Origin of the sequence: Vagococcus carniphilus (assembly GCF_014397115.1) — a bacterium.
GTDB classification, from domain to species: Bacteria; Bacillota; Bacilli; order Lactobacillales; family Vagococcaceae; genus Vagococcus; species Vagococcus carniphilus.
This window is the reverse complement of record NZ_CP060720.1, coordinates 1,955,625-1,975,978: the sequence shown is the minus strand read 5'-3', so window position 1 is coordinate 1,975,978 and position 20,354 is coordinate 1,955,625. Positions and strand designations below refer to the sequence as shown.

General features: G+C 37.2%; 14 protein-coding genes, 12 tRNA genes, 3 rRNA genes, 1 pseudogene and 1 other annotated feature. Of the genes and pseudogenes, 26 read left to right on the top strand and 4 right to left on the bottom strand.

The features are described from left to right. Positions 1–29: 29 nt before the first annotated feature. Positions 30–1,433, bottom strand: a complete 1,404-nt coding sequence (locus H9L18_RS09750) for a TrkH family potassium uptake protein (RefSeq protein ID WP_126795321.1) — start codon at positions 1,431–1,433, stop codon at positions 30–32. Positions 1,434–1,570: 137 nt separating this feature from the next. Here H9L18_RS09750 and H9L18_RS09745 point away from each other — a divergent pair, with 137 nt between their 5' ends. Next, the gene (locus H9L18_RS09745; protein WP_126795323.1) at positions 1,571–1,831 is read left to right on the top strand and encodes a hypothetical protein; all 261 of its coding nucleotides are present in this window, start codon (positions 1,571–1,573) and stop codon (positions 1,829–1,831) included. 59 nt (positions 1,832–1,890) lie between these two features. Here H9L18_RS09745 and tyrS read toward each other — a convergent pair whose 3' ends face one another. After that, positions 1,891–3,159, bottom strand: a complete 1,269-nt coding sequence (gene tyrS, locus H9L18_RS09740) for a tyrosine--tRNA ligase (protein ID WP_126795325.1) — start codon at positions 3,157–3,159, stop codon at positions 1,891–1,893. Between the two features lie 55 nt (positions 3,160–3,214). Continuing rightward, positions 3,215–3,414: a binding site (T-box leader), on the bottom strand. Between the two features lie 389 nt (positions 3,415–3,803). Here tyrS and tyrP point away from each other — a divergent pair. The 5 genes and pseudogenes from tyrP (at position 3,804) to hemH (ending at position 9,961) form a co-directional block, all read left to right on the top strand. Then, positions 3,804–5,243 (top strand): tyrosine-tyramine antiporter, encoded by a 1,440-nt coding sequence (gene tyrP / locus H9L18_RS09735; protein ID WP_126795352.1) that lies wholly within the window; start codon positions 3,804–3,806, stop codon positions 5,241–5,243. 22 nt (positions 5,244–5,265) lie between these two features. Further along, positions 5,266–7,128, top strand: a complete 1,863-nt coding sequence (gene tdc, locus H9L18_RS09730; RefSeq protein ID WP_126795327.1) for a tyrosine decarboxylase — start codon at positions 5,266–5,268, stop codon at positions 7,126–7,128. Between the two features lie 86 nt (positions 7,129–7,214). After that, positions 7,215–8,603: a Na+/H+ antiporter NhaC gene (gene nhaC / locus H9L18_RS09725; protein WP_126795329.1), complete on the top strand. Its 1,389-nt coding sequence runs from the start codon at positions 7,215–7,217 to the stop codon at positions 8,601–8,603. Beyond that, a complete protein-coding gene (locus tag H9L18_RS09720) occupies positions 8,593–8,886 on the top strand; it encodes a YerC/YecD family TrpR-related protein (protein WP_126795331.1) in 294 nt (97 codons plus the stop codon). The genes nhaC and H9L18_RS09720 overlap by 11 nt, the downstream gene beginning before the upstream one ends. A 125-nt stretch (positions 8,887–9,011) precedes the next feature. Then, positions 9,012–9,961, top strand: a pseudogene (gene hemH / locus H9L18_RS09715) (ferrochelatase). Here hemH and H9L18_RS09710 read toward each other — a convergent pair. After that, entirely contained in the window at positions 9,958–10,359 is a 402-nt protein-coding gene (locus H9L18_RS09710) for a ribonuclease HI family protein (protein ID WP_185847512.1), read from the bottom strand. The pseudogene hemH and the gene H9L18_RS09710 overlap by 4 nt on opposite strands. A gap of 82 nt (positions 10,360–10,441) precedes the next feature. Here H9L18_RS09710 and H9L18_RS09705 point away from each other — a divergent pair, with 82 nt between their 5' ends. Further along, positions 10,442–10,879, top strand: a complete 438-nt coding sequence (locus H9L18_RS09705; RefSeq protein ID WP_126795336.1) for an EbsA family protein — start codon at positions 10,442–10,444, stop codon at positions 10,877–10,879. Here H9L18_RS09705 and H9L18_RS09700 read toward each other — a convergent pair whose 3' ends face one another. Then, positions 10,880–11,101, bottom strand: a complete 222-nt coding sequence (locus H9L18_RS09700) for a cold-shock protein (RefSeq protein ID WP_126795338.1) — start codon at positions 11,099–11,101, stop codon at positions 10,880–10,882. 140 nt (positions 11,102–11,241) lie between these two features. Here H9L18_RS09700 and H9L18_RS09695 point away from each other — a divergent pair, with 140 nt between their 5' ends. From H9L18_RS09695 to H9L18_RS09605, 19 genes are all read left to right on the top strand, one after another. Next, positions 11,242–11,928 (top strand): CBS domain-containing protein, encoded by a 687-nt coding sequence (locus tag H9L18_RS09695; RefSeq protein WP_126795340.1) that lies wholly within the window; start codon positions 11,242–11,244, stop codon positions 11,926–11,928. A gap of 9 nt (positions 11,929–11,937) precedes the next feature. Further along, positions 11,938–12,393, top strand: coding sequence for a signal peptidase II (lspA, locus tag H9L18_RS09690; RefSeq protein WP_126795342.1), 456 nt, complete (start codon positions 11,938–11,940; stop codon positions 12,391–12,393). A gap of 1 nt (position 12,394) precedes the next feature. Then, the gene (cysK, locus tag H9L18_RS09685; protein ID WP_126795344.1) at positions 12,395–13,312 is read left to right on the top strand and encodes a cysteine synthase A; all 918 of its coding nucleotides are present in this window, start codon (positions 12,395–12,397) and stop codon (positions 13,310–13,312) included. Positions 13,313–13,413: 101 nt separating this feature from the next. Next, positions 13,414–13,851 carry a Fur family transcriptional regulator gene (locus tag H9L18_RS09680; RefSeq protein WP_126795346.1) on the top strand — a complete coding sequence of 146 codons (438 nt, stop codon included), beginning with the start codon at positions 13,414–13,416 and terminating at the stop codon, positions 13,849–13,851. A 540-nt stretch (positions 13,852–14,391) separates the two neighbouring features. Next, positions 14,392–15,949 (top strand): 16S ribosomal RNA (locus H9L18_RS09675). 84 nt (positions 15,950–16,033) lie between these two features. Further along, positions 16,034–16,106 (top strand) — tRNA-Ala (locus H9L18_RS09670). A gap of 187 nt (positions 16,107–16,293) precedes the next feature. After that, positions 16,294–19,205: ribosomal RNA gene (locus tag H9L18_RS09665) — 23S ribosomal RNA — on the top strand. A gap of 70 nt (positions 19,206–19,275) precedes the next feature. Further along, positions 19,276–19,391, top strand: a 5S ribosomal RNA gene (rrf, locus tag H9L18_RS09660). Together the 16S, 23S and 5S rRNA genes with 12 tRNA genes alongside form the textbook arrangement of a ribosomal RNA operon. Before the next feature lie 12 nt (positions 19,392–19,403). Next, positions 19,404–19,477: transfer RNA gene (locus H9L18_RS09655), tRNA-Asn, on the top strand. 7 nt (positions 19,478–19,484) lie between these two features. Continuing rightward, a tRNA-Glu gene (locus H9L18_RS09650) sits at positions 19,485–19,556 on the top strand. 20 nt (positions 19,557–19,576) lie between these two features. Beyond that, positions 19,577–19,649: transfer RNA gene (locus H9L18_RS09645), tRNA-Val, on the top strand. A 14-nt stretch (positions 19,650–19,663) separates the two neighbouring features. Further along, positions 19,664–19,736: transfer RNA gene (locus tag H9L18_RS09640), tRNA-Asp, on the top strand. Between the two features lie 9 nt (positions 19,737–19,745). Then, a tRNA-Phe gene (locus H9L18_RS09635) sits at positions 19,746–19,818 on the top strand. A gap of 10 nt (positions 19,819–19,828) precedes the next feature. Continuing rightward, positions 19,829–19,908: transfer RNA gene (locus H9L18_RS09630), tRNA-Tyr, on the top strand. Positions 19,909–19,932: 24 nt separating this feature from the next. Next, positions 19,933–20,003, top strand: a tRNA-Trp gene (locus tag H9L18_RS09625). An 11-nt stretch (positions 20,004–20,014) separates the two neighbouring features. Next, positions 20,015–20,087, top strand: a tRNA-His gene (locus H9L18_RS09620). Positions 20,088–20,094: 7 nt separating this feature from the next. Beyond that, positions 20,095–20,166, top strand: a tRNA-Gln gene (locus H9L18_RS09615). 6 nt (positions 20,167–20,172) lie between these two features. After that, positions 20,173–20,243: transfer RNA gene (locus H9L18_RS09610), tRNA-Cys, on the top strand. A gap of 19 nt (positions 20,244–20,262) precedes the next feature. Beyond that, positions 20,263–20,346, top strand: a tRNA-Leu gene (locus tag H9L18_RS09605). The last annotated feature ends 8 nt before the right edge of the window (positions 20,347–20,354 follow it).

Sequence of the window (20,354 nt, the reverse complement as noted above, 5' to 3'; positions counted from 1 at the left end):
GAAGGAAAATTTTCCTCATGCTTTTTAATTTAACCAATAATAATTTTTTCACTTGGAAATAAGTAGCCGTGATCTTGTCGTTCTTTTGGAACAAAGACCATTAATGTATAAAGCATACCAATTCGACCGATAAACATTAAAATAGCAATAATAACTTTTCCAATTGCTGTTAAATCATCAGTGATGCCTAAAGATAGACCGGTAGTCCCAAAAGCTGATGCAACTTCAAGAATGATTGCAATCATGGGTTGATCCTCTGTAATGGATAGAAGTAAAACGGCTAAGAAGCACATGGCAATAGATAAGTTAAAAACAACAACAGCTTTTTTTATGTCTCTATCTTGGATTCTACGGCTGAAAATAGTAACATTTTCTTCCCCTTTAACAAAAGAAAGCATATAAAGACCTAGAATAGCGATGGTAGTTGTTCGAACCCCACCACCAACTGAGCTTGGGCTACAACCAATGAACATAAGCATTGAAAAGAGAAGTAGCGTAGGTGTTTGAAAAGAGCTTAAGTCATGCATTTGAAGACCAGCATTTCTTGTTGTTGTTGAGTAAAACATGGAAGTCATCCATTTTTGACTTTCAGGCATACTCGAGAATAAATGGTTTCTTTCTAAAAGATAAATTGAAAGTGTCCCAAAAACAAATAGAATTAAATAAATACTAATAGCTAATTTACTAAATAATGAAAAGCGAAAGGGTAAATCATTTTTTCCTCTTCGGTAAAGTAGCCATTCTTTGATTTCCATAATAACTGGAAAACCAATTCCTCCTATCATAATTAAGATTATTAAAATAGAAATAAATAAGTAATCTGTTGCATAGGGAGTAGCAGAGGAGCCTGTGACATCAAAACCTGAGTTAGTTACAGCAGAAATTGATTGATAGAATCCTTGGAAAGTTGCTTCTCCGATTGTTGGATGATGGCCTGAAAAATAAAATCTTAGAGAAAAAATAATCCCAAAAATAAATTGAATGATTAATAGAGTATAAACCGTATTTTTGATTAATTTAACACTACCGCTTAATCTAGGTTGGTTCATATCTGTCATAATAAGTTGACGTCTTTTGAGTGAGATTCTTTTTCTGGAGAGGATAAAGAAAAAGGTTGAAAACATCATAATTCCTAAACCACCTATTTGAAAAAGAATTTCAAGTAAAATAACGCCTCGTTCATTAAATACCTCGTTGATATTAAAAGTACTCAAACCAGTTACACTAACTGTACTAATAGCCATAAAAAGCATATCAAACATCGAAACAGTCACATTATCTCGGTGAAAAAAAGGAAGGCTCAATAAAACGAAAGATACCAAAGTCATTAGAACATAATAAGAGAATATAATTTGAATGGTTGATAAATGAGTATTAACAAATTTATTACCACTTCTTCTAAGATAAAATAAAGACCATTTCTTTTTAGACATAGTTACCTCCTTTTTTATTCATTGAAATCAGTATATCAAGACTAAAATGAAAAGACAAAAAAATATCAGACTTCTGACGGATGTCGTTAAAATTAGAATAGTTTATAATGATAATTAGAGTAAGAAGGGGTGGTAAAATGCTAGAAAGTATTTTATTAACACAGTTTATTGCGTTAATTATTATGGGATTATTTTTACTTCAAACAAATGGAAAATTAGAAAAACATGAATTTTTAGATGTGATTGGTTGGTTAGGTTTTTTATTCATTTTAAGTTATAGCTTAATTTGTTCAACACTATTTGAAATATCTTCATTTAGTTTATTGATGATGGCAAGTTTAAACGGTATTATGACTGTCTTTTTTATCTTTAGTAAAAAAATTTTAAAAATTAAATAGATGACAACAAAATAGGCCTCTGATTAAAGTGATTACACTTTATCAGAGGTCTATTTTTATTAGGCTAATTTAATTAAAGTATATTTTTTCTTACCTTTTCTAACAATAATAAATTTATCATCAATAGATAGATCAGAAGTAATATCAACAGATGTATCAGTGATTTTATCACCATTGATAGAGATAGCCCCATTTGTTACATCTTCACGAGCTTGACGTTTTGATGGTTCAATTTTTGTATCAACTAACCAATCAACAATGTTTTTAGTTTCTTTACCAATTGTTTCTGTCGGCATATTTTTAAAGCCATCTTCAATTTGGTGAGCTGTTAATTGTTTAACGTCACCAGAGAAAAGTGCGTCTGTAATAGTTAACGCATCTTTTAATGCTTCTTCACTGTGAACGAAGATTGTCATTTCACGTGCTAGTGTTTTTTGAGCTTCTCTTTTATGTGGTTCAGTAGCAACTTTTTCTTCTAACGCTTGAATTTCTTCTTGGGTTAAGAAAGTAAAGAATTTTAAGTATTTGATAACATCACGATCATCTTGGTTTAACCAGAATTGGTAGAATTCGTATGGTGATGTTTTTTCTGGATCTAACCAGATAGCTCCACCGGCTGTTTTACCAAACTTAGTTCCATCAGATTTTAACATTAGTGGAATAGTAAGACCAAATGCTTGTGCTTCAGCGCCTTCTTTTTTACGAATTAAATCAAGTCCAGCTGTAATATTTCCCCATTGATCTGCTCCACCAATTTGTAAACGAACATCATGGTGACGGAAAAGATGTAGGTAATCCATTGATTGTAGTATTTGGTAAGTGAATTCAGTAAATGAAATACCTGTTTCAAGACGACTAGAAACAATATCTTTAGCAAGCATTGTATTAATATTGAAGTTTTTACCGTAATCACGTAAAAAATCAAGTAAAGAAAGATCTTTTGTCCAGTCGTAGTTATTGACCATACTTAATTGTTGTTCATTTTTTTCATCAAAAAATAAATGTTTCATTTGATTAGTTAAGCAATCCACATTGTGTTGTACTTGCTCCATTGTTTGTAGTTGACGTTCACTTGTACGTCCACTAGGGTCTCCAATTGTACCAGTAGCTCCACCGATTACTATGTATGGATGATGTCCGAATGCTTGGAATCTTTTTAGCATCATAAAAGGAATTAAATGTCCAATATGCATACTATCACCTGTAGGATCTACCCCACAGTATAATGAGATTTTATTTTTTTCTACATATTCACGTAAACCTTCTGCATCTGTTTGTTGATTTACTGCATCACGCCACATTAATTCATCAATAATATTTGTTGTCATCGTTAAAACACCCTTTCTTTTTATATAAAAAAAGTCCCTATAGAGACGTATGCTCTATAGGGACGAAATAATCATTTCCGTGGTACCACCCAAATTGTGTCATTAAATAAGACACCTCTTAAAGTTCTGTATCGGTAACTAACCGCTTGAAAAAAAGGCTAATTGAATGTAATTCGCTTGATTATTTGTGTCAAATTCCAGCAACCTTTGACTCTCTATAAACAGGGATAATCAACTACTTCGTTCAATGTTATCAAGTGTTTCTCTTTTGATACTTTTCATGCTAAAACAAAAACAATTTTTTGTCAAATTATTTTTAAAAGAAATTAATAAAAAATGATGAGTAAAAAATGAAAGTTCTCTAATATAGCTTAATGTTTAAAACAAGTTATTTGTGAAAAATTATGAAAAAATGTTGAAAAATCAATCAAAATCATCTATTTAACAGGGTATCGATTTCAAGCTTTAACGCGAAAAAGCGTGTATCAATCTATTCTTTTTTCTCATTTTCTTCTCATAGAAATCTTATTTTTTTAATGAAAGTAATCTTCATGACTCCTATACTTATCAGCGTTAAATCTTTTCGCGATGAATTTTTTTGTTATTAATTAGGCCTAATGATAATGACAAGATTTAGTGAAAGTATGTGCATTAAAGGGAAGAAGGGAAAACAAGTGAGTCAAGGAAGTAAGAAATTATCTTTAGTCGGATTAATAGGAATTACCATGGCTTTTTTTGGAACAGTAAGAAGTGTTCCAACATTAGCTTCAACAGGTTGGACACAAATATTTTATATGTTGATTGCAGCTTGTGCGTTTGCGTTACCGATTGCATTAATGTCTGCTGAGTTATCTACAGCATGGCCTGAAGAAGGCGGTCCGCAAGTTTGGGTAAAAAATGCTTTAGGTGAAAAATGGGGGTTTGTTACCTCATGGTTACTATGGGTTCAAATGTTTTTTGGCATGGTAATGGTTGCTTCAACTGTGGGCGTGCTTTTAGGTTATGTGATTAATAAACCAGAACTTGGTGAAAATAGTTTATTTATACTAGCTATGATTTTAATATCTTACTGGGTAATTACTATTTTAAATTTAAAATTTGACATGGTAAAAATCGCAGGAGATTGGGGTGCTGTAATTGGTGTTTATATACCTTTTATTGCATTAGTTGTTTTAGGAATTGCTTATACAGTAAAAAATGGCATTAATCCAGCTGGTTACTTAGCAGATTTTTCAGTGGATAAATTGTTGCCAGATTTAAGTGATTTAGGTAGTTTACCAACTTTAACAGGTATTATTTTTATTTTTGCAGGTGTCGAAATTTCATCTGTTCACGCAAACAACATTGATAATCCTAAAAAGAATTATCCGATTGCTGTTATTGTATCAGTTTTGATTTTAGTTGTTTTTAATTTAGTAGCTGGTTTAACAGTTGCTAACTCGGTTCCAGCAGGAGAAATGAATTTAGCTAATATCACTCAACCCTTTGTCATAATGACAGAAGATTTAGGTGTTCCAGCTATTTTTAATAATATCATTTCTTTAATGATTTTAATTGGTGTTTTGGTTCAATTAAGTGCATGGGTTTTAGGACCAAGTAAATCTATGGTAAAAGTTGCTGATGAAGGAAATCTCCCACCGTTTTTCCAAAAACGTAACAAACAAGGTATTCCAATTAATATTGTTTTAACACAAGCAGTTGTTATTTCAATTGTGTCATTGTTATACGCTGTTATTCCAGATGTCAGTGCGGCTTTTCTAATTATAACTATTACAACAACTATTCTTTATTGTGTTGTCTACTTATTAATTTCAATTTCAGCTATTAAATTACGTTACAAAATGCCTGATATTACAAGACCATTTAGATTAGGTGCAAAAGGAAATGGATTAATGTGGTTTGTTTCAGGAATTGCCATCCTTAGTGTGGTATTAACAATTGCAGTAAGTCTAATCCCACCAGCTTCAGTTGGAGAAAGTCAACGAGTTATTTATGTGATTTACCAAACAGTAGCAACTCTAATTATGGTAGGAGTAGCTTTACTGATATATAAAAATAAAAAAGATTCATGGAAGAAGAAATAAGAATTAAAAGGGGAAAACAAGCATGATAGATAAAAAAATAATCGATCCAACAGATACAAATTTAAAAGCTTTATTTTTAGGAGACAAGGGCGAAAACGTAGATATCTATAAACGAATTATGAACCGTATGGTAGATGAGCATGTAGGTTGGAGACAAAACTACATGGCTCAAGATTTACCAGTTATCACGCCTCACGACAGATCAGAAGAATCTTTCCAACACACTGTTAATAATATGGAGCAAGTTTTTAATGTGTTAAGTTCTCGTTTAAGAACTGACTCACTTCCTTGGCATTCAGCAGGTCGTTTCTGGGGACATATGAATTCAGAAACATTAATGCCTTCTATTATTGCATACAACGCAGCAATGCTTTGGAATGGTAACAATGTAGCCTATGAATCATCTCCAGCAACATCAAAAATGGAAGAAGAAGTTGGCTTAGATTTTGCTACTTTAATGAGTTATAAAAATGGTTGGGGACATATTGCTTGTGATGGCTCTATTGCTAACTTAGAAGGTATTTGGTATGCACGTAACTTTAAATCAGCTCCACTTGCGATTAAAGAAATCGTACCAGAGGAAGTAGCTGGTAAAACTGATTGGGAATTACTAAATATGTCAGTGGAAGAAGTTTTAGATATCCTAGATCAACATCAAGATAAATATGATGAAATCAAAGAAAGAACTGCTAGAAGTGGTAAAAACCTTGAAAAATTAGGAAAATGGATTGTTCCACAAACGAAACATTATTCTTGGTTAAAATCTGCCGATATTATTGGTGTTGGTTTAGATCAAGTAGTAGCTGCTGATGTAGACAATGAATACCGTATGGATGTTGAAAAATTAGAAGAAACAATTCGCGGTTTAGCTAAAGAAGGAATTCCAACATTAGGGGTAGTAGCAGTGGTAGGTTCTACCGAAGAAGGTCAAATCGACCGTGTTGATGAAATTGTTGCTTTACGTGAAAAATTAGCTAAAGAAGGCATTTATTTCTATATCCACGTTGATGCGGCTTACGGAGGATATGGTCGTTCTATTTTCTTAGATGAAAATGATGAATTTATTCCATTTGAAAAAATTAATGACGTTTATGCTGAATACAATATCTTCCAAGGCGAAAATCATTGGTTAACAAAAGAAGTTTATAACTCTTTTAAAGCAATTGAAGATTGTGAGTCTGTCACAATTGATCCACATAAAATGGGTTATGTTCCTTATTCTGCAGGTGGCGTTGTTATTAAAGATGTTAGAATGCGCGATATGATTTCTTATTTTGCCACTTATGTTTTCAAAAAAGGAGCAGACATTCCAGCATTACTAGGTGCTTATATCTTAGAAGGATCTAAAGCAGGAGCAACTGCTGCAGCTGTATGGGCAGCACATCGTACTTTACCTCTTAATGTGACTGGATTTGGGAAATTAATTGGTGCAAGTATTGAGGGAGCATTTAGATTCTACAATTTTATTGATGGTTTAGAGTTTAAAGTTGAAGATAAAATTATTGAAATGCATGCGTTAACTCGTCCTGATTTCAACATGGTAGATTACGTATTCAATGAAAAAGGAAATACTGATTTAGCTAAAATGAACGAATTGAATGAAGAGTTCTATAGTTACGCTTCATATGCTAAAGGTGGTACTTATCATAACGAATTTATCACATCACATACTGATTTTGCTGTGCCAGATTATGGTAATAGTCCTTTAGCATTTGTTCAAAGTTTAGGTTTTTCGATTGAAGAATGGGAAAAAGAAGAAAAAGTGACTATTTTAAGAGCTTCAGCTATGTCACCATACGCTTACGATGAAAAAGTATTTGCTGAGTATTCTGAAAAAATTAAAACAGCTATTCAAAGCAAGCTAGAATCAATCTATAAAGCATAATTAAATAATGGGTGAAAACCAATGTATGAACTATCTGCATTGGTTTTTACCGGTTTTTGAAAAAAATGGATTAAAAGGGGTAATCTATGAAAAAAGCAGTCACGTTTAAAGAAGCAGTGTTCTTGATAGTAAGTATTTTGTTACTTATAGGGATAAGTATTATTGGTTACAAGTTACCAGCACATGTAGGCATTTTAGGTGCTATTTTTGTATTAATTCTTTTTATGATTTATAAAAAAATGTCCTGGAGTGATTTAAATGAAGGGATTATTTCTGGTATTACTCCTGGATTAATACCGATTATTCTTTTTATTTTAATTGGGTCTTTAATAAGTATTTGGATAGCTTCAGGAACGATTCCAACGATTATGGTTTATGGATTCTCATTTTTATCACCTAAGTTTTTTTTAGTAGCTATCTTTTTCATTTGCGGAATTGTTGGAGCGGCAGTAGGGAGTTCGTTTACAACTATTTCCACAATTGGTGTTGCCTTTATCGGAATGGGGCAAATGATGGGATTTGATTTAGCAATCACAACAGGAGCTATTGTATCTGGCGCTTTTTTAGGAAATGTTATCTCACCTTTATCAGATACTGCCAATTTATCAGCAGCGACTGCTAACATTGATATTTTTACTCACTTGAAAATGGAGTTAAAAACAGTTTTACCAGCAGCTGTTATTTCTTTTATCTATTTTACTTTCGCGAGTCGAAGCGGAAGTGGAGGTTCGAAACTCTCAGAAATGGAGATTCTTACGACTGGTTTGAAGGAAAATTTTATGATTTCACCCATAATGCTTCTTCCAATCGGACTTTTGTTTTTTTGTGCATGGAAGAAAGTGCCGGCAATACCAACTATTTTCTTTAATCTTATTTTTTCAATTATGTTACAAAATTGTTTTGGAAAGAGTGCCTCAATAGCTGAAATAGGTAGTTGGATTCAAGATGGTTATGTTTCTAATACGGGAAACGAATTAATTGACAAGCTACTATCAAGAGGAGGTATTCAGAGTATGATGTGGTCTATTTCATTAATCTTACTTGCTTTAACTTTAGGAGGATTATTGATAAAGACAGGTGTTATTGATATAATACTCAAGAAAATGGAAGAGCTGCTAAATACACCATCTAAATTAATAGGTATTACGTCATTAGTTGCAATTGTGGTAAACGTATTAATTGGAGAACAGTATTTATCAATCATACTCCCTGGAGAAGCTTTTAAAAATAGTTTTACAAAACAATCTATTTCACCTGCTTACTTATCACGTACTTTATGTGATGCCGGAAGTACAACAAATCCGCTGATACCGTGGGGAGTAAGTGCTGTATTTATTTCTAGTGCATTAGGAGTACCAACAATTCAGTATCTACCTTATGCTATATTTTGCTACACACTTCCATTAGTAACAATAATTTTTAGTTTTTTCATTAAGCCGAATGAAAAACAAGGGGGAAAAAATTATGAGAATTGATCGTTTATCAAAAGGGGACACAAAAGAGTTTTTTGATTCTATTTTAGCGTTAGAGGATATAGATGAGTGTTACGCCTTTTTTGATGATTTGATGACATTAAAAGAAATGAAGGTTTTTGTGACAAGGCACGTTGTTGCTAATATGTTACTAGAGGGAAGTACATATCAAGAGATCGAAGCAAAAACTCAAGCGAGTACCGCAATCATTTCAAGAGTAAAACGTTCTATTGAAGAGGGAAATGGCTCTTATGAAAGAGTCAAAGAACGACTAATTAATTATTAATAAGAAGAGAAGCTGTTGGCAAAAAGGTCAATATCTTCTCTTCTTTTGATTTATTAATGAAAGAGAGTAGGAGGATTAAATGAATAGTGTTAAAATAGACAACGTGACAAAAGGAGGATTTTTTTATGAGTAAAAAAGGAATTTTATTAGCTAATATTGGAACACCAGATAAACCTGAAGCAAAGGAGGTTAGAGAATATTTAAAACATTTTTTAGGGGATAAACGAGTGATAGATAAACCAAGGTGGCAATGGTTGCCGATTCTTCACGGTATTATTTTGAACACACGACCTAAAAAATCAGCAGCACTATATAAAAGTATTTGGGAAGAAGAAGGTTCCCCCTTTTAATACACACCAAATCTCAGACAAACCAATTACAAGAAAAATTACCAGATGTATCAGTTAAATTTGGTATGGCGTATAGCCATCCAACAATTTCTGAATCGCTACACGAGTTTGAAAAAGAAGGTATTACAGATGTAACAGTCATTCCGTTATATCCTCAATATTCAACAACGACAACGGCTTCAATTCATGATGCCGTCTTTAAACATTATTTGAAACAAGAAAATATACCTAACCTACACTTGGTAAGAGAATTCACAAGTCATCCTTTATATATAGAATTGTTAAGGCGACAAATAATGGAAGGAATAAAAAAATACAATCCTGAGTTATTAGTATTCTCTTATCACGGAATTCCTGTGTCATACGTGGAAAAGGGAGATCCATATAAAGAACAATGTGCTGAAACTACTACTGCTGTTTTTGATGGGTTTTCTATTGATATACCTTATCAAGTAACTTACCAATCAAAGTTTGGACCTGATGAATGGTTAACACCAGCACTTGATAATACTCTAAAGGAACTTCCAAAGAAGGGCGTAAAAAAAGTTCTCATCATCACCCCTGGTTTTGTCTCTGATTGTATTGAAACATTAGAAGAAATTGAAGACGAGAATCGAACTTATTTTATGGACAATGGTGGGACTGAGTTTAATTATATTCATCCATTTAATGGAGATCCAGAATTCATTGATTTATTATTAGCGATTTTTGATTCAAATAACTAGTTTCGAAGTGTTTTTTGTAAAGCTTGTTTAGCTATTCTATCTGCACCTTTATTACCTGATTCATCTAACCATTCAATAAAAATTAATTGGAAGTTAGTTAATAAATCTAATATTTTTTCGAGATAGACACTAAACCGCTTATCTTTAGCATATTGTTTTTCGATAGATTCAACAACAATTCTACTATCAGTGTAGATAAAGATTGTCTCTGTCGTCCAATTCATAGTGATTAAATAATTTAAACTAAGGTAAAGCATTTCGAATTCAGCTTCATTGTTTGTTTTAGAAGTTAAAGGTTGATGACGTTGAATCTGTTCTTGATCTTTTAAAAGCACCATGCCACCAGCACTAATTTCTTTTTTTTGATTTGTCGCTGCATCAATATATATTTTTATCATAGGTTTCTCCATTTGTATTTTTTATTTATTTATCTTATGGTAAGATAAGTAACTGTAAGGTTATTGTAAATAGGAGGCTAATATGAGTACAAGTAAAATACATGTTTTCCGATATCAGCCTGAGTTATCAGGTACTGTAATCTATTGGTCGATGACATTCGCCTTGTTTTTTACCAGTATGATAGGACTATTAGAGCAACAAGGTCGAATAAGCATTTTTAGTGTAGTAATCTTTTTATTATTTTTGGTGTTTGCTTTTATAGGCTTTAGACGAAAAATGATATTAACTAATGAACAGTTAAAAGTATCAGCAATTTTAAAGAAAAATAGTTATCAGATTGATTTAGAGAACATCCAAAGGGTTTCAGTAGGTAGTCATGGGATAACTATTCAAACGAATCAAAAAGAGTTTGCTTATGTCATGTTTCCAAAATCTAAAAATTCGTTTGTATATCATTTGAGACAAGAAGTTTCATTTACTGGAATAATTTATGGAATAGAAAAAAGTGTTGACGATTAATCAGTCAACACTTTTTATTTCATCAATTACAGTTACTTGCGATGCTTGAAGACCACGCGCACCTTCTTTAATGAGGAATTCAACTTGTTGTCCTTCAAAAAGAACCTTGAAACCATCTTGAATGATGCCAGTAAAATGTACAAAAATCTCTTCATCCTCGTCATAGACTAGGAAACCGTATCCTTTTCTAACGTCAAACCATTTTACAACGCCGATTTTCATTTTACATACCCCCTAGTGGTCATTTGCATGCCTACTATCATTATACGGTTTATAGATAACCACGTCAAACACATGTCTTTTTTATTTGATTTTTTTGTTATATACTTATAAATGTATAAAGAATGTTGAAGGAGAACAAAATGAACCGTTCAGAAATTTTTTTAAATTCTTTTAATCGAATCGAAAAATGGCTGAGAAAACAACTAGATTTTCCGAGCAATATGGGAGTCAGCGAAATGATTCGTCGGATTAAAAAGAAAACAGATTTTCCAATTAGTGAAGTGGAATATGATTTAATAGAATTTTCCCAATTAAGAAATGCAATTGTTCATAATAAGATTAAACCTGATTTTATTATTGCAGAACCCAATCAATGGGCTGTCGATCGTATAAAAGAAATTGAAAGAAAACTACTTCACCCAAAAACAATTGAAGGGTACACCAAGAATAATGTTAAAACATTTGAAGCAGGAATTCCACTAAGACAAATTCTGTATATAATAGTAGAAAAAGGATATTCTCAGTTTCCGATTTATCAAAAAGGTAAATTTAAAGGTTTAATAACAACAAGAGGAATAGGTATGTGGTTTGCAAAAAACTCTATGGAAGGTATTAAAGACTTAGATCACTATACGGCTCTTGATATTTTGGATGCAGATTCAAAAAGAGATGCAGTTCATTTTTTAAAACCTAAAGATTATGAGTTTAAAGCAAATAATTTATTTAAAGCCAATCCAAGGTTAGAGGCTATCTTAATTACAGAAGATGGGCAAAGAAATAGTAAATTAATAGGAATAATAAGTCCAAAAGACTTGTTTGGAGAGTAGGAAAAAATAATGTTGTATATAATAGTAGCTTTTTTGTCAGTTTTAGCAGATCAAATAATTAAATGGTGGACGGTTAGTCATATTGAATTATACGAAACGACTTTTAATAATCCGGTTTTATCGTTAACCCATATTAGAAATAATGGTGCTGCTTGGAGTATACTAGAAGGAAAAATGTGGTTTTTTATCATTGTTACCCTAATTGCTTTGACGATACTACCTTATATTTTATATAAAAATAAAGATCAAACTAAATGGTTAACAATTGGACTTAGTTTAATTATTGGAGGAACGATAGGTAATTTTATTGATCGTGTTAGATTAGGATATGTGGTGGATATGTTTCAAGTTGAATTTTTTAATTTTCCAATTTTTAATTTTGCTGATGTTTCTTTAGTTATTGGTGTAGTATGTATTTTTATTTATATTTTATTTTTTGAAGATAAAAAGAAAGAGGAGATATAAGATGGCTAAGATAGTAAATAGTATAGAAGAGCTTATTGGAGAAACACCTATTGTAAAATTAAAAGAAAGAAGTGGCGAATCTGAAGTGTTCGTTAAACTAGAATCTTTTAACCCAGGTGGAAGTGTTAAAGATAGAATTGCTTTATCGATGATAGAAAGAGCTGAAAAAGAAGGTAAATTATCGAAAGGCTATACAATTGTTGAGCCGACAAGCGGAAATACTGGTATAGGATTAGCTATGGTTGGTGCTTCAAAAGGTTATTCTGTTACTTTGGTTATGCCGGATACAATGAGTGTTGAGAGACAAAAGCTTATGAAAGCATATGGAGCAGAAATTATTTTGACACCAGGTAAAGAAGGGATGAAAGGCTCTATAAAAGTAGCAGAAGATTTAGCCAATCAAGAAGGCTATTTTATGCCACTTCAATTTGAAAATCTTGCTAACCCGAAAATTCATGAAGAAACAACAGCAAAAGAAATATTAGAGGCTTTTGATGGAAAGGTGATTGATGCATTTGTTGCAGGAGTTGGAACAGGTGGAACAGTTACTGGTATTGGTCGAGAATTAAAAAAAATGTATCCTAATATAAAAATATATGCTGTTGAACCAGAAGAAAGCCATGTTCTAAGAGGAGGAAGTCATTCTCCTCATAAAATTCAAGGTATTGGAGCTGGGTTCATTCCAACTGTGTTAGATCAATCAATTTTTGATGAGATAATAGCTGTTTCAAGTGATGAAGCCATTCAGGAGGCAAGGTATGTTGCTCAAAATGATGGCTTGTTGGTAGGTGTGTCTTCAGGGGCTGCTATTCATGCAGCAAAACAAGTAGGGAAATTGTTACCAAAAGATGGAGTAGTTCTGACGATAGCGCCTGACAATGGAGAACGATACTTATCTACTAATTTATATGAATTCTAATTTAATAATTTTATTATTTAATAAAACAGAAGATCTTTCTTGATAATTACTATTATTGGTAGTAGAATAAAGTTATAAAAAAATTCACAAGGATGATGTATATGTCTAGTCACGTTGTTGAAGATGCTATTAATAAAATGAAAGATTCTAATATCAGGATTACTCCACAGAGATATGCTATCTTAGAATACCTAGTTGAAAGTAAGAGCCATCCGACTGCAGACGAAATTTATAAACATTTAGAGCATCGCTTTCCTAATATGAGTGTTGCGACTGTTTATAATAACTTGCGACTATTTACTGAGATTGGTTTTGTAATTGAAATGGCATATGGTGATTCTTCAAGTCGATTTGATTTTACTTCTACAAAGCATTATCATGCAATTTGCGATAAGTGTGGCAAAGTAGTTGATGTGTTCTATCCAGGTTTAGAGGATGTTGAATCAGCGACAGAGCAGTTAACAGGATTTAAAATTAGAGATCATCGATTAGAAATGTATGGCTTATGCCCAGATTGTCAAGCTTTGGAAGAAAAGTGAAACAAAAGAAGTGAATAGACAATAGAAGAAAAGCACTTTAAAAAGTAATTAAATTACTTTTTAAAGTGTTTTTTTCATTCTAAAAGTGTAAAAGAAGTGGATTTTAGATCAATGAACATTTAGTTTAAAAAAATTTAAAAATATACTTGCTTTTTTCCAGTTCAATTGATATATTAGTAAATGTCGTTACGAGATAAGTAACTTTTAAATAACGAAAAATTATTTAAAAAACACTTGCAAAGCTAAAAAGAATATGTTAATATCTTTAAGTCGGCAAGTTAAACGTTCCGATTAAATAACAAATAAACAAAAAACTTTTTTTAAAAAATAACTTTTAGTTGTTGACAACCTTTTAAAAATGTTGTATGATATAAAAGTTGTTAAGAGAGTTAATTAGATCTTTGAAAACTGAACAAAGTAAGACAAACCAAATGTGTAGGGCGTTTTTACTTCTAGTAAAAACAAACCATATTTAGTGAATAACATTCGCTAGCAAGTTTTAAAATTAATGAGCTAAACATCGCAAGATGTTAATCAACTTTTATTGAGAGTTTGATCCTGGCTCAGGACGAACGCTGGCGGCGTGCCTAATACATGCAAGTCGAACGCTTTGATTTTCACCGGAGCTTGCTCCACCGAAAATCAAAGAGTGGCGGACGGGTGAGTAACACGTGGGCAACCTGCCCAACAGAGGGGGATAACACTTGGAAACAGGTGCTAATACCGCATAATTTGTTTTTCCGCATGGAAGAATAATAAAAGACGCTTCGGTGTCACTGTTGGATGGGCCCGCGCTGCATTAGTTAGTTGGTGGGGTAACGGCCTACCAAGACCATGATGCATAGCCGACCTGAGAGGGTGATCGGCCACACTGGGACTGAGACACGGCCCAGACTCCTACGGGAGGCAGCAGTAGGGAATCTTCGGCAATGGACGAAAGTCTGACCGAGCAACGCCGCGTGAGTGAAGAAGGTTTTCGGATCGTAAAACTCTGTTGTTAGAGAAGAACAAGTGAGAGAGTTACTGTTCTCACCTTGACGGTATCTAACCAGAAAGCCACGGCTAACTACGTGCCAGCAGCCGCGGTAATACGTAGGTGGCAAGCGTTGTCCGGATTTATTGGGCGTAAAGCGAGCGCAGGCGGTTTCTTAAGTCTGATGTGAAAGCCCTCGGCTCAACCGAGGAAGGTCATTGGAAACTGGGGAACTTGAGTGCAGAAGAGGAGAGTGGAATTCCATGTGTAGCGGTGAAATGCGTAGATATATGGAGGAACACCAGTGGCGAAGGCGACTCTCTGGTCTGTAACTGACGCTGAGGCTCGAAAGCGTGGGGAGCAAACAGGATTAGATACCCTGGTAGTCCACGCCGTAAACGATGAGTGCTAAGTGTTGGAGGCTTTCCGCCCTTCAGTGCTGCAGTTAACGCATTAAGCACTCCGCCTGGGGAGTACGGCCGCAAGGCTGAAACTCAAAGGAATTGACGGGGGCCCGCACAAGCGGTGGAGCATGTGGTTTAATTCGAAGCAACGCGAAGAACCTTACCAGGTCTTGACATCCTTTGACCACTCTAGAGATAGAGCTTTCCCTTCGGGGACAAAGTGACAGGTGGTGCATGGTTGTCGTCAGCTCGTGTCGTGAGATGTTGGGTTAAGTCCCGCAACGAGCGCAACCCTTATTGTTAGTTGCCATCATTCAGTTGGGCACTCTAGCGAGACTGCCGGTGACAAACCGGAGGAAGGTGGGGATGACGTCAAATCATCATGCCCCTTATGACCTGGGCTACACACGTGCTACAATGGACGGTACAATGAGTCGCAAGACCGCGAGGTTTAGCTAATCTCTTAAAGCCGTTCTCAGTTCGGATTGTAGGCTGCAACTCGCCTACATGAAGCCGGAATCGCTAGTAATCGTGGATCAGCACGCCACGGTGAATACGTTCCCGGGCCTTGTACACACCGCCCGTCACACCACGAGAGTTTGTAACACCCAAAGTCGGTGAGGTAACCTTTTGGAGCCAGCCGCCTAAGGTGGGATAGATGATTGGGGTGAAGTCGTAACAAGGTAGCCGTATCGGAAGGTGCGGCTGGATCACCTCCTTTCTAAGGAATATTACGGAAAACACATTGGTACTTACTTTGTTCAGTTTTGAGAGATTTATTCTCTTGCTTTTATAATTCTAAATAGGGGCCTTAGCTCAGCTGGGAGAGCGCCTGCCTTGCACGCAGGAGGTCAGCGGTTCGATCCCGCTAGGCTCCATTGGTGTCTTTGACACCAATTGTATTGTTCATTGAAAACTGGATAGTTGAAGTTAGACATCAACATTAATTTTTAACACACCGAGTTGATCAGTTTTATTAGTAAAATTGTGATACATAAATAGTTTTACTTGAATATCGCTATTTAAGTAAAATCAGAAACATCTAACTCATATATAGTTAGAAAAGGTTAAGTGAATAAGGGCGCACGGTGGATGCCTTGGCACTAGAAGCCGATGAAGGACGGGACTAACTCCGATATGCTTTGGGGAGCTGTAAGTAAGCTATGATCCAGAGATTTCCGAATGGGGGAACCCAGCATCTTTTATAGGATGTTACTTTCAAGTGAATACATAGCTTGTTAGAGGTAGACGCAGAGAACTGAAACATCTAAGTACCTGCAGGAAGAGAAAGAAAATTCGATTTCCTTAGTAGCGGCGAGCGAAACGGAAACAGCCCAAACCAAGAAGCTTGCTTCTTGGGGTTGTAGGACTCAGCTGTGGTAGCTGTTGTGGATAGTTGAATCGATCTGGAAAGATCAGCCGGAGCGGGTAAAAGCCCCGTAGACGAAATCAACAACACACCTATGAGTATCCTGAGTACGGCGGAACACGAGAAATTCCGTCGGAATCCGGGAGGACCATCTCCCAAGGCTAAATACTCTCTAGTGACCGATAGTGAACCAGTACCGTGAGGGAAAGGTGAAAAGCACCCCGGAAGGGGAGTGAAATAGAACCTGAAACCGTGTGCCTACAACAAGTCAGAGCCCGTTAATGGGTGATGGCGTGCCTTTTGCAGAATGAACCGGCGAGTTACGATTGCATGCGAGGTTAAGCTGAAGAAGCGGAGCCGTAGCGAAAGCGAGTCTGAATAGGGCGAGTGAGTATGTAGTCGTAGACCCGAAACCATGTGACCTACCCATGTCCAGGTTGAAGGTGCGGTAAAACGCACTGGAGGACCGAACCCACGTACGTTGAAAAGTGCGGGGATGAGGTGTGGGTAGCGGAGAAATTCCAAACGAACTTGGAGATAGCTGGTTCTCTCCGAAATAGCTTTAGGGCTAGCCTCGGAATTAAGAATGATGGAGGTAGAGCACTGTTTGGACTAGGGGCCCGTCTTGGGTTACCGAATTCAGATAAACTCCGAATGCCATTCATTTATGTCCGGGAGTCAGACAGTGAGTGATAAGATCCATTGTCGAAAGGGAAACAGCCCAGACCACCAGCTAAGGTCCCCAAATATATGTTAAGTGGAAAAGGATGTGAGGGTGCACAAACAACTAGGATGTTGGCTCAGAAGCAGCCATCATTTAAAGAGTGCGTAATAGCTCACTAGTCGAGTGCCCTTGCGCCGAAAATGTACCGGGGCTAAACATATTACCGAAGCTGTGGATAGAACCTTTTGGTTCTATGGTAGGAGAGCGTTCTAAGGGCGTCGAAGCTAGATCGTAAGGACTGGTGGAGCGCTTAGAAGTGAGAATGCCGGTATGAGTAGCGAAAGACAGGTGAGAATCCTGTCCACCGAATGACTAAGGTTTCCTGGGGAAGGCTCGTCCTCCCAGGGTTAGTCGGGACCTAAGCCGAGGCCGATAGGCGTAGGCGATGGATAACAGGTTGAGATTCCTGTACCCGTTTGTTTTGTTTGAACAATGGAGGGACGCAGTAGGTTACAAGTTCGCACTGTTGGATATGTGCGTTCAAGCAATAAGTCTTGATAAGAGTCAAATGCTTTTATCTCTAAGGACAAGTTGTGATGAGGAGGGAAATTTAGTACCGAAGTCTTAATATCACACTGCCAAGAAAAGCTTCTAGTTAGAAACAAACGGCCCGTACCGCAAACCGACACAGGTAGTCGAGGAGAGAATCCTAAGGTGAGCGAGAGAACTCTCGTTAAGGAACTCGGCAAAATGACCCCGTAACTTAGGGAGAAGGGGTGCTGAACGCAAGTTCAGCCGCAGTGAATAGGCCCAAGCGACTGTTTATCAAAAACACAGGTCTCTGCAAAATCGAAAGATGACGTATAGGGGCTGACGCCTGCCCGGTGCTGGAAGGTTAAGAGGATGGGTTAGCAATAGCGAAGCTCAGAATTGAAGCCCCAGTAAACGGCGGCCGTAACTATAACGGTCCTAAGGTAGCGAAATTCCTTGTCGGGTAAGTTCCGACCCGCACGAAAGGCGTAACGATTTGGGCACTGTCTCAACGAGAGACTCGGTGAAATTTTAGTACCTGTGAAGATGCAGGTTACCCGCGACAGGACGGAAAGACCCCATGGAGCTTTACTGTAGTTTGATATTGAATGTTTGTGACACATGTACAGGATAGGTAGGAGCCGTAGAGCTCGGGACGCTAGTCTCGAGGGAGGCATTGGTGGGATACTACCCTTGTGTTATGACCATTCTAACCCGCGCCACTTATCGTGGCGGGAGACAGTGTCAGATGGACAGTTTGACTGGGGCGGTCGCCTCCTAAAATGTAACGGAGGCGCCCAAAGGTTCCCTCAGAATGGTTGGAAATCATTCGTAGAGTGCAAAGGCAGAAGGGAGCTTGACTGCGAGAGCTACAACTCGAGCAGGGACGAAAGTCGGGCTTAGTGATCCGGTGGTTCCGCATGGAAGGGCCATCGCTCAACGGATAAAAGCTACCCTGGGGATAACAGGCTTATCTCCCCCAAGAGTTCACATCGACGGGGAGGTTTGGCACCTCGATGTCGGCTCGTCGCATCCTGGGGCTGTAGTCGGTCCCAAGGGTTGGGCTGTTCGCCCATTAAAGCGGCACGCGAGCTGGGTTCAGAACGTCGTGAGACAGTTCGGTCCCTATCCGTCGCGGGCGTTGGAAATTTGAGAGGAGCTGTCCTTAGTACGAGAGGACCGGGATGGACATACCTCTGGTGTACCAGTTGTTCTGCCAAGGGCATTGCTGGGTAGCTATGTATGGACGGGATAAACGCTGAAAGCATCTAAGCGTGAAGCCCCCTCAAGATGAGATTTCCCATTTCTTTAAGAAAGTAAGACCCCTGAAAGATGATCAGGTAGATAGGCTAGGAGTGGAAGTGCAGCGATGTACGGAGCGGACTAGTACTAATCGGTCGAGGACTTAACCAAAATATCGGTAACAATGTTGAATATAACTAAAACATCCAGTTTTGAGTGAACAATCACTCAAAAAAATAAGTGTGGCGATGATGGCAAGAAGGATACACCTGTTCCCATGCCGAACACAGAAGTTAAGCTTTTTAGCGCCGAGGGTAGTGAAGGGTTTCCCTTTGTGAGAGTAGGACGTTGCCATGCTTATTATAATTATCCGGCATAGCTCAGTTGGTAGTAGCGCATGACTGTTAATCATGATGTCGTAGGTTCGAGTCCTACTGCCGGAGTTTAAATGGCCCGTTGGTCAAGCGGTTAAGACACCGCCCTTTCACGGCGGTAACACGGGTTCGAGTCCCGTACGGGTCATAAGTTTTATATAACCAAATGGAGGTTTAGCTCAGCTGGGAGAGCACCTGCCTTACAAGCAGGGGGTCAGCGGTTCGATCCCGTTAACCTCCATTACCTAAATAATTGGTTCCGTGGTGTAGGGGTTAACATGCCTGCCTGTCACGCAGGAGATCGCGGGTTCAAATCCCGTCGGGACCGTTTGTTTTAGGCGCAGTAGCTCAGTTGGTAGAGCAACGGATTGAAGCTCCGTGTGTCGGCAGTTCGATTCTGTCTTGCGCCATTTTAAATATGGAGGGGTAGCGAAGTGGCTAAACGCGGCGGACTGTAAATCCGCTCCTTCGGGTTCGGCAGTTCGAATCTGCCCCCTCCATTTTAATTATTATATATAAACTATAGGGGTATAGTTTAGCGGTAGAACTACGGTCTCCAAAACCGTCAGCGTGGGTTCGATTCCTACTACCCCTGTTTTTATTATGGCGGTTGTGGCGAAGTGGTTAACGCACCGGATTGTGGCTCCGGCATTCGTGGGTTCGATTCCCATCAGTCGCCCCTTTAATGGGCTATAGCCAAGTGGTAAGGCAACGGACTTTGACTCCGTCACTCGTTGGTTCGAATCCAGCTAGCCCAGTATTTCGGCGGTATAGCCAAGTGGTAAGGCAGAGGTCTGCAACACCTTTATCATCGGTTCAAATCCGGTTACCGCCTTTTATATATTATGTTTTATGCCGGCGTGGCGGAATTGGCAGACGCGCTGGACTCAAAATCCTGTGCCCGCAAGGGCGTGCCGGTTCGACCCCGGCCGCCGGTATTGTATAG

Coding starts and splice junctions, on each gene's coding strand:
- H9L18_RS09750 (WP_126795321.1), bottom strand. CDS start 1,433: ATGTCTAAAAAGAAATGGTCTTTATTTTATCTTAGAAGAAGTGGTAAT.
- H9L18_RS09695 (WP_126795340.1), top strand. CDS start 11,242: ATGAACCGTTCAGAAATTTTTTTAAATTCTTTTAATCGAATCGAAAAA.
- H9L18_RS09720 (WP_126795331.1), top strand. CDS start 8,593: ATGAGAATTGATCGTTTATCAAAAGGGGACACAAAAGAGTTTTTTGAT.
- tyrP (WP_126795352.1), top strand. CDS start 3,804: ATGTGCATTAAAGGGAAGAAGGGAAAACAAGTGAGTCAAGGAAGTAAG.
- lspA (WP_126795342.1), top strand. CDS start 11,938: ATGTTGTATATAATAGTAGCTTTTTTGTCAGTTTTAGCAGATCAAATA.
- H9L18_RS09705 (WP_126795336.1), top strand. CDS start 10,442: ATGAGTACAAGTAAAATACATGTTTTCCGATATCAGCCTGAGTTATCA.
- cysK (WP_126795344.1), top strand. CDS start 12,395: ATGGCTAAGATAGTAAATAGTATAGAAGAGCTTATTGGAGAAACACCT.
- H9L18_RS09745 (WP_126795323.1), top strand. CDS start 1,571: ATGCTAGAAAGTATTTTATTAACACAGTTTATTGCGTTAATTATTATG.
- tdc (WP_126795327.1), top strand. CDS start 5,266: ATGATAGATAAAAAAATAATCGATCCAACAGATACAAATTTAAAAGCT.
- H9L18_RS09710 (WP_185847512.1), bottom strand. CDS start 10,359: ATGATAAAAATATATATTGATGCAGCGACAAATCAAAAAAAAGAAATT.
- nhaC (WP_126795329.1), top strand. CDS start 7,215: ATGAAAAAAGCAGTCACGTTTAAAGAAGCAGTGTTCTTGATAGTAAGT.
- H9L18_RS09700 (WP_126795338.1), bottom strand. CDS start 11,101: ATGAAAATCGGCGTTGTAAAATGGTTTGACGTTAGAAAAGGATACGGT.
- tyrS (WP_126795325.1), bottom strand. CDS start 3,159: ATGACAACAAATATTATTGATGAATTAATGTGGCGTGATGCAGTAAAT.
- H9L18_RS09680 (WP_126795346.1), top strand. CDS start 13,414: ATGTCTAGTCACGTTGTTGAAGATGCTATTAATAAAATGAAAGATTCT.